This is a genomic window from Gemmatimonadota bacterium, assembly GCA_016719105.1.
GTDB lineage: Bacteria > Gemmatimonadota > Gemmatimonadetes > Gemmatimonadales > Gemmatimonadaceae > SCN-70-22.
On sequence record JADKAQ010000003.1, the window covers coordinates 100,380 to 115,537 of the forward strand.

General features: G+C 68.3%; 8 protein-coding genes. All 8 read left to right on the forward strand.

What is annotated here, in order from left to right; translation table 11 throughout:
• Position 1 precedes the first annotated feature (1 nt).
• The 8 genes from IPN47_07195 (at position 2) to rsxC (ending at position 15,110) form a co-directional block, all read left to right on the forward strand.
• Positions 2-2,185, forward strand: coding sequence for a S9 family peptidase (locus IPN47_07195; protein MBK9407827.1), 2,184 nt, complete (start codon positions 2-4; stop codon positions 2,183-2,185).
• Between the two features lie 89 nt (positions 2,186-2,274).
• Positions 2,275-3,444 (forward strand): glycosyltransferase, encoded by a 1,170-nt coding sequence (locus tag IPN47_07200; protein ID MBK9407828.1) that lies wholly within the window; start codon positions 2,275-2,277, stop codon positions 3,442-3,444.
• Positions 3,445-3,992: 548 nt separating this feature from the next.
• Complete coding sequence (locus IPN47_07205) at positions 3,993-5,864, forward strand: 2-oxoacid:acceptor oxidoreductase subunit alpha (protein MBK9407829.1); 1,872 nt, start codon at positions 3,993-3,995, stop codon at positions 5,862-5,864.
• Positions 5,861-6,808: a 2-oxoglutarate oxidoreductase gene (locus IPN47_07210; GenBank protein MBK9407830.1), complete on the forward strand. Its 948-nt coding sequence runs from the start codon at positions 5,861-5,863 to the stop codon at positions 6,806-6,808. Before IPN47_07205 ends, IPN47_07210 begins: the two co-directional genes overlap by 4 nt.
• Entirely contained in the window at positions 6,798-7,802 is a 1,005-nt protein-coding gene (locus IPN47_07215; GenBank protein ID MBK9407831.1) for a hypothetical protein, read from the forward strand. Before IPN47_07210 ends, IPN47_07215 begins: the two co-directional genes overlap by 11 nt.
• A gap of 20 nt (positions 7,803-7,822) precedes the next feature.
• A complete protein-coding gene (locus tag IPN47_07220; protein ID MBK9407832.1) occupies positions 7,823-8,665 on the forward strand; it encodes a 4Fe-4S binding protein in 843 nt (280 codons plus the stop codon).
• The gene (locus tag IPN47_07225; GenBank protein ID MBK9407833.1) at positions 8,662-13,773 is read left to right on the forward strand and encodes a 2-oxoacid:acceptor oxidoreductase family protein; all 5,112 of its coding nucleotides are present in this window, start codon (positions 8,662-8,664) and stop codon (positions 13,771-13,773) included. The genes IPN47_07220 and IPN47_07225 overlap by 4 nt, the downstream gene beginning before the upstream one ends.
• Positions 13,774-13,781: 8 nt before the next feature.
• A complete protein-coding gene (rsxC, locus tag IPN47_07230; GenBank protein ID MBK9407834.1) occupies positions 13,782-15,110 on the forward strand; it encodes an electron transport complex subunit RsxC in 1,329 nt (442 codons plus the stop codon).
• The last annotated feature ends 48 nt before the right edge of the window (positions 15,111-15,158 follow it).

Sequence of the window (15,158 nt, forward strand, 5' to 3'; positions counted from 1 at the left end):
CATGCGAACGTCTGTCCGCGTAGTCCTCGCCCTGGGTGCCGTGGGAGTCGCCGTCCCGGCGGCCTGGGCCCAAGGGAGCCCGCGCGCCTTCACTCCCGCCGACTGGTACAAGGTCACGACCTTGTCCTCACCGGCGGTCTCGCCCGATGGCAAGCGCGTCGCCTTCACGGTGACGACGGTGCGCGAAAGCGAGAATCGTCGACACAGCGAAGTGTGGGTCGTGTCGACGGCGGGTGGCGAGGCCCAGCGCTTCACCGCGCCGGGGTACGAATCGTCCAACCCGCGCTGGTCGCCCGACGGGTCGTGGCTGCTCTTCGCCTCGCAGCGTCCCGGCGGCGGACGCGGACGCTCGTGGGGGCTGCGCATGGACGAGCCGGGGGGCGAAGCCGTCGCGACCGATCGATACCCGGCCGGCTCGGTACCTAACGACAAGCGTTTCGTGGTCTGGAGCGAGGGGGGGGCCCCGGACTCTGCTGGTGTCGACACCACGCGTCGCGATCCGTTCGGGCGCATGCAGCCCATGGCCCGCCCGCCGTACGGCGCGATCACGCGCCCCCTCGAGCCGGCGCGCTTCGACGGGCGGCACATCACCGAGATGCGCTACAAGTCCAACGGGCCTGGCTTCCTCCCCGGGCCACGCGAGAAGCGCATCTATCGTCCCGCGCAGCTCTGGATGCAGCTGCTGGACGGCGCCGCCAAGAAGCAGATGATCGACAGCACCGCCTACTCGCGCCGCGGCGCTGCGGTGTCGCCTGACGGCAAGTGGGTCGCCTTCATTGCCGACGCGGGGCTCCGTCCCGACTCGGTGGTGGAGGCCGAGCGTGACTCGCTGGCGCGCCTGCCCTACAACGCCAAGCGTGACGAGGCGCCGCGCAACGACGCCGACATCTTCGTGGTCGCCGTCACGGGCGGCACGCCGCGCCGCCTGACGAGTGCGATGGGGAGCGAAGGTGACGTGCAGTGGTCGCCCGACGGGAAGTGGATCTCGTTTTCCAGTGCGCCGACGCGGGTGAACAGCGAACGGCTGTACGTCGTCGATGCCAACGGGGGGACGCCGGTCAACCTGCTGGGGGATTGGCAGTACGAGCCCGGGTCGCATGCCTGGCTCCCCGACGGACGCATCGCGATGAGCGCCGAGGTGGGGGGGCGCAGTGCACTCTTCCACATCGATCCGCAGACCAAGGCGATGAAGGAAGTGCTGGGCGGGCGCCGCCAGATGCGCGGCTTCAGCATGGATGACGCGGGGAAGGTCGTGGCATACGTCGCCACGAGCATGGACAAGCCGACGGAACTCTACATCGCCAATGCCGACGGCAGCGGGGAGCGTCGCCTGACGAGCTTCAACGACGCGATCGTCAAGGACGTCGCCTTCAGCGATGCCGAGCGCTTCACGTACAAGAGCGTCGGCAACCTGGAGATCGAGGGGTGGCTGATGAAGCCGTACGGCTACCAGCCGGGGAAGAAGTACCCGGTGGCGCTGTACATCCATGGCGGGCCGCACTCGGCGTACGGCGAAGGGTGGTTCGACGAGTTCCAGAACCTGGCCGGGGCGGGGATGTTCGTGCTCTTCACCAATCCGCGCGGCTCGTCGGGCTATGGTGCGAAGTTCACCTTTGCCACCCGCGGGCGCTGGTTTGCCGAGGACTACCAGGACCTCATGAAGGCCGTTGACATCGTGGCCCTGCGCCCGGACGTCGATTCCACGCGCATGGGCGTCACCGGTGGTTCGTATGGCGGCGTGATGACGGCGTGGGTGACGGCCAAGACGACGCGCTTCAAGGCGGCGCAGGCCGATCGCATGATCAGCAACTGGTGGTCCTGGTATGGGACGAGCGACGCCCAGGGGCTCACCGAGTTCGAGTTCTTCGGCAAGCCGTGGGACAACCCGGCGATGTACGACTCACTCTCGCCCATCCGGCACATCCGAAAGGTCAAGACGCCGACGTTGATCGTGCAGTCCGAGGAGGATCATCGCACGCCGATGACGGACGCCGAGCAGTGGTACGTCGGCCTCAAGAAGCAGGGGACGCCGGTGGAGCTCGTTAGGTATCCGCGCTCCACGCACGACCTGTCGCGCACCGGCGAGCCCTGGCTCCTGGTCGACCGGCTGGGGCGGTTGCGGCAGTGGTTCGGCTACTGGCTCCTCGACCAGACGGCACCCAAGGCGGCGATGGGTGGCTCGTAGTCGCAACTGACCGACGGGCGGCGCTGCAAACGGCGTTCGCCTGGTGCATCTTTCGCGCGGTGCGGAACCCTCCGCACCGCGCGCTTCGTTTGCCCCACGTGATCGTCGTCCTCGCTGCCCTGCAGGGGCTCGCCCTCCTCCTCGTCATCGTCCGGCTCCTCCCCGGGCGTCGCCGTCGTCCTCCCGTCGCCCCGATCCCCGAGGGGGTGGAGGGGACGTCGGTCTCGGTGGTCGTCGCCACGCTCAATGAGGCCAGGCGCATCGGCCCGTGCCTGGCGGGGCTGGCGAAGCAAGGGGCGCCACTCCGTGAGGTGATCGTCGTCGACTCGCACTCGAAGGACGCGACGCCGGCGATGGTTGAGGAAGTTGCAGCTCGCGACCCGCGCTTCCGCCTCGTGAACGATCCGCCCCTCCCGGCCGGCTGGGTGGGGAAGGTGTGGGCGCTGCAGCATGGGCTGGGCGAGGCGACGAGCGAGTGGGTCCTGGGGATCGACGCCGATACCGAGCCACAGCCAGGGATGGTGGCCGCCGTGGTGCAGGCAGCACAGGCGATGCGCTACGACGTCGTGTCGTTTGCACCGCAGTTTGCCGACATGACGAGCGCCGAGCAGTGGTTGCAGCCGTCGATGCTGCTCACGCTGGTGTATCGCTTCGGGGCGGCGGGGATGGCCGACCCACCCCCCGATCGCGTGATGGCGAACGGACAGTGTTTCCTGGCGCGGCGCGAGGTCCTGTTGGCGAACGGCGGCTATGAGGTGTCGCGGCAGTCGTGGGCCGACGACGTCACGCTCGCGCGCTCGCTCGCGTCGCGTGGGGTGCGCGTCGGCTTCCTCGATGGCTCGCGCCTGTACAAGGTGCGGGCCTACGACAGCCTGGGGCACATGTGGCGCGAGTGGGGGCGCTCGTTCGACCTGAGCGATGCGACCACGCGCGTGCGCCAGTGGTTCGATGTGCTTTACATCGCCCTGGCCCAGGGGATGCCGTGGCTGGTGCTGCTGGCCTTCGCGCTCGGCGCGCTTTCGGCACAGACACCGGCGGGGCTCGTACTCCTGCGCCTCAACCAGACCCTCGTGGCCATACGCGTGCTGATGCTCCTCGCGCTGTGGGGGAGCTACGAGCGTCGATCCATGGGGTTCTGGCTGTCGCCGTTCGCCGATCCCGTCGCGGCCTGGCGCCTGATTCTCTCGACCGTGCGTCGCCCAACAGGATGGCGCGGGCGCACCTTCACGTTAGGGAGCGCCCCCGACCCGTCGCGTTAGCACGCCGTTCGACCGGCGTTCCGCACGTCCGGATCCCGTCGACTCCGTGGCACCACGTGAGACGACGAGGTGATCCCAGCCGTCCCGGGCGCGCGGGGGATTCTATGGTAGGGGAGGGCGATCGCCGTTAGGCGGTCGGCGCGGTCCCGCGCGTCGCGCCTGGGCGGACGTCCGACGACGCGCGTGTCGTCGTTCGGCGGACGATGACGCCGGGGATTTCACGCACGGGAGGTCCGGCGGACGTGCACGGCACGGAACGCGCGCGAATCGCTCATGCGGTCGTCAGCGTTTTCCCGCTTTTTCCCCGGATTCTGTCAGCGGGATTCCCTACAGACGATTCCTGCCCCCGGTACGATGCTTTCCTCTGTCGGCACGCAACGACCGGAGGCGCTGTTCCCTGCAGCGCTCGACTCGGCGGGCAGTGAACTCCGGACTGGCCAACATTGAGGGCGCATCACGGCACGTGCGACCGGCCGACGGTCGGATGCGCCGCCCCGGAGGAGTCTGTCGTGTCCGTGAGCAACGAGGTCGTGGTGAACGGCAGTACCCTGGCCACACGCGCGGCACCCACCATCCGCCGGCTGCGCGAGCACACCGTCGAAGTCGTCTCCGACTCCGGTGAAGGGGCCCAAAAGTGCTCGCAGATCTTCGGCGCGGTGACGGCAAAGATGGGGAACGGCGTCTGGACGGTGGAGATCATCCCGGCCGAGATCCAGCCCCCCGCACGCGTGCCCGAGGGAGCGAGCGGCAATCGAATCCGCATCGGCGCGGGGCAGGTGACCAATTGGGGCGATGAAACCAACCTCGTCGTGGCCTTCAACGAGCAGGTGCTGCTGGCACGGCATCGGCTGAAGGCACTGGCCCCCGACGCGACCGTCCTCATTGAAGACAAGTGGGCGACCCACGACGACCCGGAGATTCGCGAGCAGTGGACGCGCGCGATGGCGGAGCTGTCGTCGACCGGCTATCGCCTGGTGATGGTCCCGATGGAGGAGCAGTGCCTCACGCTCGTGGACGACCCGCGCAAGGGCAAGAACATGTTCGCCCTCGGGATGCTCTCGTGGATCTACGACCGTGACCTTGAGCGCGTGTACGAGCAGATCGCGCACACCTTCCGCAAGAAGTCGGAGGCGGTGTACCAACGCAACGTCGAGCTGGTGAACCTCGGGTACGCCTGGGCCGCCGAGCACCTGGACTTCCGCATCGCGATCCCGCCGGAGCCTAACGAGCAGGCGATGGTGGTGATGAACGGCAACGAGGCGCTGGGGATGGGGGCCATCGCGTCGGGGATGGAGCTCTGCGCGATGTACCCGATCACCCCGGCTACGTCGGTGTCGCACTACCTGTCCGAGGTCTTCGAGAAGTTCGGCGGCGTGGTGCACCAGGCCGAGGACGAGATCGCCGCCGCCGGGGTCGCCATTGGCGCCTCGTATGCCGGCAAGGTCGCCTTCACCATCACCTCCGGCCCCGGGCTCGCGCTCAAGACCGAGTTTCTCGGGCTGGCGATCATGACCGAGATCCCGCTCGTGGTGGTGGACGTGCAGCGTGGGGGGCCGAGCACCGGGCTTCCCACGAAGGTCGAGCAGTCGGACCTCCTCGCGGCGCTGTATGCGCAGCCTGGCGACGCCCCGCGTGTCGTGCTGGCGCCGGCGACCATCGAGGAGTGCTTCCATATCATGGTCACGGCGCGCCGGATCGCCGAGGCGTTCCGCTGCGTGGTGATGGTACTCTCGGACGCGAACCTCGCGACCGGGGTGCAGCCCTTCCCGCGCCCGTCGCTCGATGTGCGCTGGCAGGCTGACGCGCTGGATCTCGGCGCCGTCCCTGAGGGAACGAAGGCCTACGCGTGGAATGCGGACACGGGGCTGTCGCGCCGGGTGATCCCGGGGCAGGGAGGCGGCATGCACACGGTCACCGGGCTCTCGCACGACGAGGGGAGCAAGGTGGCGTACAGCGCCGGCGTGCACGCCAAGGGGATGGCGATGCGCTCGCGCAAGCTCGCCGTGCTCGGCTCGCTCCTCGCGCCGCCGACACCCTACGGGGCCGATGCAGGCGACCTGCTCATCATCGGGTGGGGGAGCACGAAGGGGGCGATCGAGGAAGCGGTGGACCGGGCCCGCGCTGCGGGGGGGTCGGTGGCCTCGTTGCACCTGCGCTTCCTCTCGCCCATGGAACCGGGGCTCGCAGAGATCTTCCGGCGCTTCCGCAAGGTGGCGACGGTGGAGATCAACTACAGCGACACGGTGGGCGACCCGTACATCACCGAGGAGAACCGGCGCCGCGGACAGCTCTCCTGGCTGCTGCGCGCGCAGACGCTCGTCGACGTCGACTGCTGGACGCGTACCCCCGGCGAGCCGCTTCGCCCTGCGGCGATCGTCGAGGCCATTCACGACCTGATGCCGGCGCGAGGTGACGCATGAGTGCCTGTTCCCTGCACGTCCTGGCGACGGACGACAGTCGCACGTTCGGAGTCAGTGACTACGAGGGCGCGCGCGCGCGCTGGTGCCCTGGATGCGGCGATCACTCCGTGCTGGCGTCGGTCGAGAAGCTGCTGGCGAGTGAGCAGCTCAAGCCGGAGGAGACGGTCTTCGTCTCGGGGATCGGCTGCTCGTCGCGCTTTCCGCACTACCTGAGTACCTATGGCTTCCACGGGATCCACGGGCGCGCCCTCCCGGTCGCGACGGGGATCAAGCTGCACCGTCCGGAACTGTCGGTGTTCGTGGTGATGGGCGATGGCGACTGTACGTCGATCGGGGCCGGGCACTGGGTGCACACGCTGCGCTACAATCCCGACATGGTGGTCATGATGCTCGACAACGGCATCTATGGCCTCACCAAGAACCAGACCTCGCCGACGACACCGCAGGGGCTGCCGAGCAACACGCAGCCCGGGGGGTCGATCCTGATGCCACTCAACCCCCTATCGGTGGCGCTCGGGATCAGCAACGCGTCGTTTGTGGCGCAGACGGCGGAGTTCGTCCCGGCGCATCTCTACGCGACGCTCAAGGCGGCCTTCCATCATCGCGGCCTCTCGTTCGTGCGCATTCTGCAGCGCTGCCCGGTCTTCACGCCGGGGATCTTCGCGGAGGCGGTCAAGAAGCCGGCGTTGGTGGAGCTGTTGGTGCACGACGATGGCGTCGTGGTTCCCGAGATCGAGGCGATCTACAAGTCGCGAATCGCGCACGACCCGCGCGACATCGACCGGGCGCGCCACCTGGCCGATGCGACCGAGACGATCAAGCTGGGCGTGTACTTCAAGGATCCTTCGCGCCCCCGCTACGAGGAGGTGCGCCGAGTGACACCCCGCACGCCGCAGGAACGCAACGACCTTCTCAATGCGGAGTTCGATCGATATGCCGTCTGATGCGCGTGTCCAGATGGCGCTGGAGCGCCTGGCCCGCCCGATCGGCGAGTTTCGCTCCACGGTGGCAGGGGCGCTGTCGCAGGCCGAGGCGTATCTCGCCGACCAGGAGCCCGACGCCGCGAAGCAGGTGGAGCGCCTGCGGCAGGAGTTGGGGCTCTTCGCCGAGGGACGCATCGACGTGGGGCGGTTCAACGCCGTGGCGGTGCAGCGCCCCGCGCTGTCGATGGCGCACCGTGACCGGCTGCAACGGGCGGTCGACGTCCTCCGGGACGTCCTCGAGCGAGGGGGCACCTTGCACGTGGTCGACGTTCCGTCCGGGGCGTCGGTGACGCAGGCGGTGGAAGGCGCGCTGTCGCGCGCCGGGCGCGCATTCGGGGCGGTGCTGGCGATCGAGTTGCTGAGCGGTGGGCGGTACGTCCCGGCGCAGCACGACACCCTGCTCGACCAGCTGGCGTTCCGCACGTGGACCAAGGCGGAGCGACGCTTCGCCCCGCCGCTCGTGGTCACGGTGGACGGCGCCGACCTGCACATCGGCGGGCTCGCCGACTTCCTCGACGGGCGCGAGAAGCTCGTGCTCGTCGTGCGCGGGGCGTCTCCTCCGGCGCCACTGGTCCGGCTCATCACGCCGGGGACGATGGTGCTGCAGACGAGCGACGACTCGGGGCTCGACCTCGTGGCGACGACGAGCGGGACGGCGATCGCCGCCCTCGTGCCTGCCGATGCGGCGCGCTTCCTTCACGACCCGGCCCAGGGACGGGAGCCGTGGCAGCGGCTGACGGTCTGGCACATGCCACCGGCGCCCAAGCACGCGTTAGGCGGGTTGAGCGCGTGGCAGATGCAGGAAGACCTGCGGCAGCTGGAGGCGCTGGCCGCCGGGCCCACGACGACGGCGCCGCTCGGCGGGACGACATCGGGAAGCGCGCCCGGCCCCGAAGCGGTGGATGTCCTTGCCCGGTGGCTGTTGAGCCAGGCGGACCTCACGGGCGCCGCCTGAGACGTCGTCGGAGCGATGCGATGATCGTCACTTCGATACTGATCCTGGGCGGCGTGGGGCTGGCGTTCGCCATCCTCATCGCGCTGGCCAACAAGCGGCTGAAGGTCTGGGAGGACCCGCGCATCGACGTCGTGGCGTCGATGCTTCCCAATGCCAACTGCGGTGCCTGCGGCCTCCCCGGCTGCCGGGCGTTTGCCGAGCAGGCGGTGGCGGGGGTCATTGCCCCGGCCAAGTGCACGGTGTCGAACGAAGCGGGAGTCGTCGCCATCGCCAACTACCTGGGGGTGGACAAGGGGGAGGCCATCAAGCGCGTTGCGCGCCTGCGCTGTGCTGGCGGCACCGACGTCGCGGTCCAGCGCGCCGATTATCGCGGGCTGCAATCGTGCGCGGCCGCGGCCGCGGTCGCCGGTGGCGGCAAGGGGTGCACGTGGGGATGCCTGGGCCTCGCCGATTGCGAGGTCTCGTGCGACTTCGATGCCATTCGCATGAGTGCGACCGGCATTCCGGTGGTGGATCCCGGCAAGTGCACGGCGTGTGGCGACTGTGTGGAGGCGTGCCCGAAGGACCTCTTCGTGCTCATGCCCGTCTCGCAACACCTGCTGGTGCAGTGCCGAAACCTGCTGTCGGGCGATGAGGTGCTGGAGCAGTGCAAGGTGGCCTGCACGGCGTGCGGGCGATGTGTGCAGGACTCGGCGCCGGGGCTCATCAGTGTGGCCTCGGGCGTCGCCGTGATCAACCATGACATGATCGCGCAGGAGACCGCGCGGGCAACGGAGCGTTGCCCCACGGACGCGATCGTGTGGCTCGAGGGGGCGCAGTGCGCCCCGATTCGTCGTACTTCGGCTCGGAGTGCCGTCGCATGAACATCTGGCCTGGCAAGAGTGTCGCGCAGAGTGCGTCCGCCCCTGCATCTCCCCCCCCGTTCCCGGGGGTGGTCGAGGCAATGGATGGCAGCGCCGCAGTGGTGGAGATGGAGACTGCGGCCAGCGAGGCCGCGGGCGCGTATCCCATCACCCCGTCCACGCAAATGGGAGAGGGGTGGGCCGCGGCGGTCGCCGACGGCCGGCCTAACGTGAACGGACGCCGCCTGCTCTTCTTCGAACCCGAGGGAGAACATGCCGCCGCCGCCGTCACCGCGGGGATGAGCATGATGGGGCTGCGCGCGACGAACTTCTCCAGCGGACAGGGGATCGTGTACATGCACGAGTCGCTGTACGCGGCGGTGGGCAAGCGGCTCACGTACGTGCTGAACGTCGCGGCGCGCGCGATCACGAAGCAGGGCCTGAACGTGCATGCGGGGCACGATGACTACCACGCCATCGACGACACCGGGTTCTTCCAGGTGTTCGCCAAGGACGTGCAGGAGTCGGCGGACCTCAACCTCATCGCGCATCGCATCGCCGAGCTCTCGCTCAACCCCGGCGTCTGCGCGCAGGACGGCTTCCTCACCAGCCACGTGATCGAATCGATCCGCCTGCCGGAGCGCGAGCTCGTCAAGCAGTACCTGGGCGATCCGTCCGACGTCATCGACTCACCAACACCGGCGCAGCGCCTCGTCTTCGGCGAGACGCGCCGCCGCATCCCCGAGATGTTCGACCTCGACTACCCGGCGATGCTGGGAGTCGTGCAGAACCAGGACAGCTACGCGCAGGGCGTGGCGGCGCAGCGGCCGTTCTACTTCGACCACATCGTCGAGCTCACCGATCGGGCGCTCGACGAGTATGCGGCGCTCACGGGCCGTCGGTACGCGCGGGCCAGCGGCTACCGCACCGACGATGCGGAGTACGTGATCGTGGGGCAGGGGTCGGTGGTCTCGAACGCCGAGGCCGTCGCCGACTACATGCGGACAGAACGGAACGTGAAGCTCGGGGTGGTGAACGTGACGATGTTCCGCCCGTTCCCGGCCGACTACATCACCCGCCTGCTCAAGGGAAAGAAGGGGGTGGTGGTACTGGAGCGCACGGACCAGCCGCTCGCGGTCGACCTGCCGCTGCTGCGCGAGATTCGCGCGGCGATGGGGCAGGGGGTCGAGAACTCGCGCGCCGGGCGCGGGGAGGCGCTGCCGTATCCCAGGCTGGCCGCGGTGTCGCCTGACGACATGCCGTCGTTCTATTCGGGTTGCTACGGACTGGGGAGCCGCGACCTGCAGCCCGGCGACCTCATCGCCGCCGTGGAGAACATGCTCCCGCGTGGCGGCCATCGGCGCCAGTTCTACCTGGGAGTCGACTTCATCCGCAAGGGGACCAACCTCCCCAAGCTCCAGATCTGGCAGGAGCAGCTGGCGGACAGCTATCCGCAGTTGGCCACGCTTGCCCTTCCGTCGGCGGGTGACGTGAACCTGATGCCCAAGGGGGCGCTCTCGATCCGCATCCACTCGGTGGGCGGGTGGGGGGCCATCACGATGGGGAAGAACCTGTCGATGACCGCCTTCGAGCTGTTTGGGGTGTTCATCAAGGCGAACCCCAAGTACGGCTCCGAGAAGAAGGGGCAACCGACGACGTTCTACGCCACGCTCGCGCACGACCCCATCCGGCTCAACTGCGAGTTGCGGCACGTGGACGTCGTGCTGTCGCCCGACCCCAACGTCTTCCGCCACTCCAACCCGTTCGCCGGGCTGGCCGAAGGCGGGGTGTTCGTGCTGCAGAGCGAACTGACGCCCGAGGCGCAGTGGACGGCGCTCCCCGTGTGGGCGCGCACGGCCATCGTCGAGAAGCACATCAAGTTCTACGTCCTCGACGCGTTCAAGATCGCGGCGAGCGAGGCGTCAGACGCCGAGCTGCGCTATCGCATGCAGGGGACCGCCTTCATGGGGGCCTTCTTCAACGTGTCGCCGCTGGCCAAGTCCGAGGGGATCGACGAAGCCGCGCTGTTCAAGGGGCTGCGCGACCAGCTGACCAAGAAGTTCGGGAAGAAGGGCGAACGTGTCGTGGAGGACAACGTTCGGGTCATCCGACGCGGCTTCGACGAGGTCAGGGAAGTCACGCCGTTCGCGGTGGCGATGGACGAGGCCTTCGTGGGCGAAGTGCCCGAGATCCCCGACGTGATGAACACGCCGAACGCCGAGCAGGGGGTGGGGAACCCCGGGCGCTTCTGGGAACAGGTGTGCGGGCTCTGCAAGCTGTCGCAGGACGGCATTGCCGATCCGTTCGCCGCCATCAGTGCCATCCCGGCCGCCACTGGCGCCGTGCGCGACATGTCGGGGGTGCGACTCGAGGTCCCGGACTTCATCGCCAGCAAGTGCACCGGCTGCGGGCAGTGCTGGACGCAGTGCCCCGATTCGGCAATTCCCGGTTTGGTGAACAGCGTCGAGGAGATCATCGGCGCAGGGATCGACACGGCGACGAACGGGGTGCCGCTGGATCGCGTGCGCCAGATCGCCAAGCCGCTGGCCAAGGAGGCGCGGCGCCAAATGGACGCCCTGCCGACGCTCGCCTTCTCCGATGCGCTGGCTGCCGCCCTCCCGATCGTTGCCGGCAAGATGGGCTTCGAGGGCGAGAAGCGCGCGGCGCTCGACGCCGAGTTCAAGAAGGTCCACGCGGCGATCGCCGAGTTCCCGTTCACGCGGACCAAGCCGTTCTACGACGTATTGGAAGGGAAGGCCAAGGGGACGGGAGGGCTCCTCTCGATCACGATCAATCCCGAGGCGTGCAAGGGGTGCAACCTGTGCGTCGAGGTCTGCCCCGACCACGCCCTCGTCACGGTCAAGCAGGATGCGCCGACGCTCTCGCGTCTGCGCAAGAACTGGCACTTCTGGAAGCACCTGCCGGATACCGACGACCACTTCATCAACGTCTCCAACATCAACGAAGGGATCGGCGTCCTCTCGTCGCTCCTGCTCAAGAAGGAGACCTATCGCTCGATGGTCGGGGGCGACGGCGCATGCATGGGATGCGGCGAGAAGACCGCCGTGCACCTGATCGTCTCGACGATCCAGGCGCTGATGGGGCCGCGTGTGGACAAGTACGTCGCTCGGCTCAACACGCTGGTCGCCGGCCTGGAGGAGAAGTCGCGCGCCCTGCTGCTCGAGGGGGCCGACATGGAAGCGATGACCGCTGCCGTCAGCGGCAACAACGTCGCCGTCCCCGTCGATCCGTCCAAGAAGGAGCGCCTCGCGCTCCTGGCCCGCGAGATCCACGCCCTGAAGGACCTGAGCTGGCGCTACACCGAGGGACCCGCGGGCAAGGGACGCGCGCGCCTCGGCATGGCCAACTCCACCGGCTGCTCGTCGGTGTGGGCCAGCACCTATCCGTACAATCCGTATCCGTTCCCCTGGGTCAACCACCTCTTCCAGGACGCCCCGTCCATCGCCATCGGCGTGTTCGAAGGGCACATGCGCAAGATGGCCGACGGCTTCGTCCACGTGCGACGCGCCGAGCGGCTGCTCGACGACTCGTACGATGCGGCGACGCTCGAGCCCGAACTCGCGATCTTCGACTGGAAGCTCTTCGACGACGAGGAGTTCGCCATGTGCCCGCCGATCATCGCCATGGGCGGTGACGGGGCCATGCTCGACATCGGCTTCCAGAACCTCTCGCGCCTCATGGCGTCGGGGAAGCCGATTCGCGTGGTGGTGCTCGATACGCAGGTGTACTCCAACACCGGCGGGCAGTCGTGCACGAGCGGGTTCACCGGCCAGGTGGCCGACATGGCGGCGTTTGGTCCCGCGCAGCACGGCAAGACGGAGATGCGCAAGGAACTCGCGCTCATCGCCATCGCGCATCGCGGCACCTTCGTCCACCAGTCCTCACCCGCCTCGGCGTCGCACCTCATCGCCGGGGTGATCAAGGGGCTGCAGAAGCGGCGTCCAGCCGTCTTCAACATCTATACGCCGTGCCCGGTGGAGCACGGGCTGGCCGACGACTGGTCGCAGCATTCCGCGCGGCTCGCGCTCGAGGCACGTGCCTTCCCGTTCCTCACCTTCGATCCCGATGCCGGATCGTCGGTGGCGGATTGCCTGAGCCTCGACGGCAACCCGTCGGTAGAGACGGCGTGGCCCGAGTACGAGCTGCGCTACACCGATGAAGCGGGGAAGGAGCAGGAGATGACGCTCCCCCTGACGATCGCCGACTGGGCCGCGACCGAGGGGCGCTTCAAGAAGCACTTCAAGGAGATCAAGCAGGTCACCGACGACCTGGTCCTATTCCATGAGTACCTGGCGCTCGACGCCGACGGGCGCGAGGGCAAGGTGCCATACATCTATACTGGCGGCGGCGACCACAAGCTGCATCGTCTCAAGGTCTCCTCGGAGATGGTGCAACTGGCCGAGGAGCGGTTGCAGTTCTGGGCCGAGCTCAAGGAGATGGCGGGGATCGAGCAGCCGGCATCGGTGCGCGAAGCGCTGGCGGCCTCGCTTGAGGAGGAGTTCACCGCCAAGGCGGCGATGTTGACGCGCGAGTACGAACAGCGCATCACCGACCTCAAGGCGACCTATCCCGCCCTGGTGGCGCGCAAGCTGGCCGAGGGGTTGCTGCGCAGCGCTGGCGGACAGCACCTGGCGCAGGAGTTGATGGCCAGCATGTCGACGCTTGCGTTGCCGCCGCTGGTGCTCCCGGCGAGCGCGGGGAATGGCGCGACAGCCTCCCCGGCCGCGGCGGCCAGCGTGCCGGCGCCGGCCGCACCGCCAGCCGCAACCTCAGCACCTGCCGTTGCCGCGGCACCGGCTGTTGCCGCGGCGCCCGCCACACCGGCTCCCGCAAGTGCCGCCCCGGCCGATGACGACATGGCCATCGAGCCCTACGTGGAATCGGCGCGCTGCACGTCGTGCAACGAGTGCACGAACCTCAACAAGAAGCTCTTCGCCTACAACGCCGACAAGCAGGCGTTCATCAAGGACCCCAAGGGCGGGACGTACGCCCAGCTCGTGCAGGCGGCGGAAAAGTGCCCCGTCGGCGCCATTCATCCGGGCACTCCGCTCAATCCGAAGGAGAAGGATCTCCCGAAGTGGATCGAGCGCGCCAAGCCGTTCAACTGAGGCGCGGCATGCTCACGCGAGGTGGGTTTCGGCACGGGGTGCACCCGGAGGAGCGCAAGGAACTGACCCATGCGCTCCCCATCCGGCGCATGCCCTTTCCGGACGAAGTGGTACTCCCGTTGCGACAGCACGCCGGCAAGCCGGCGAAAGTGCGCGTCAAGGTGGGCGATCACGTCGAGCGCGGCGACAAGGTGGCCGATGCCGATGGCTTCGTCTCCGTTCCCATCCACGCGTCCGCGGCGGGACGCGTGGTCGACATCGACTGGGCGCCGCACATCGATGGCACGATGGCGATGGCGGTGCGCATCAAGCTCGATCCGCATGCGATGCACGTACCGCGGCCCCGGCTGGTCCCGCGCTGGGAAGGGCTGACGCCGGAGCAAGTGATCCAGGCGGTGCAGGATGCCGGGGTCGTGGGGATGGGGGGGGCTGCCTTCCCCACGCACGTGAAGCTCGCCCCGCCCAAGGACGTGACGATCCACACGCTGATCATCAACGGCGCGGAGTGCGAGCCGTACCTCACGTCTGATCACCGCACGATGGTCGAGTATCCGGCCCGCGTCCTCTTTGGCGTGCGGGTAATCATGCACACGTTAGGCGTGCAGAAGGCGGTGATCGGGGTGGAGCGCAACAAGCCCGACGCCATCGCCGCCCTCACCGCGGCCCTCCCCAAGGACCTCGACCTCACGGTATTGCCCCTGACGGTGAAGTATCCGCAGGGCGCCGAGAAGATGCTGATCCACGCCGTGACCGGGCAGGAGGTCCCGTCGGGCAAGCTGCCGGCCTCGGTAGGCGTGGTGGTGCAGAACGTCGGCTCGGCCGCGGCCATCGCCGAAGTGTTCGAGACGGGGCTGCCGCTCATCGAGCGCATCGTGACGGTGAGCGGGGAAGGGATCCGGAAGCCGGCCAACCTCATCGTACCCGTGGGAACGCGCCTCATCGACCTGCTGGACTATTGCGGCGGGCTCACCGACGATGCCGCCGAGGTGATCGTCGGCGGGCCGATGATGGGACTCGCGCAGGGCAACCTCGAGGCGCCGGTCACCAAGGGGACGACCGGCGTGGTGGTGCTCACCCGCGAGCAGACGCGGCAGCCCGAGGTGTATCCCTGCATCGGCTGCGGGCGCTGCCTCGAGGCGTGCCCGGTCTTCCTCAACCCGTCGGAACTTGGGCAACTCGCCCAGCTCCAGCGCTACGATGAGATGGAACCGATGCACCTGGCGGATTGCATGATCTGCGGCTCCTGTTCGTACGTGTGCCCCTCCAACATCCCGCTCGCGCAGCTCTTCTCGTTCAGCAAGCTGGCGCTGCGGCGGCGCAAGGCGGCGGCCTCATGACGCGCGATCGCCTGGTTATCACCGCGTCACCGCACCTCAAGGGAAGGA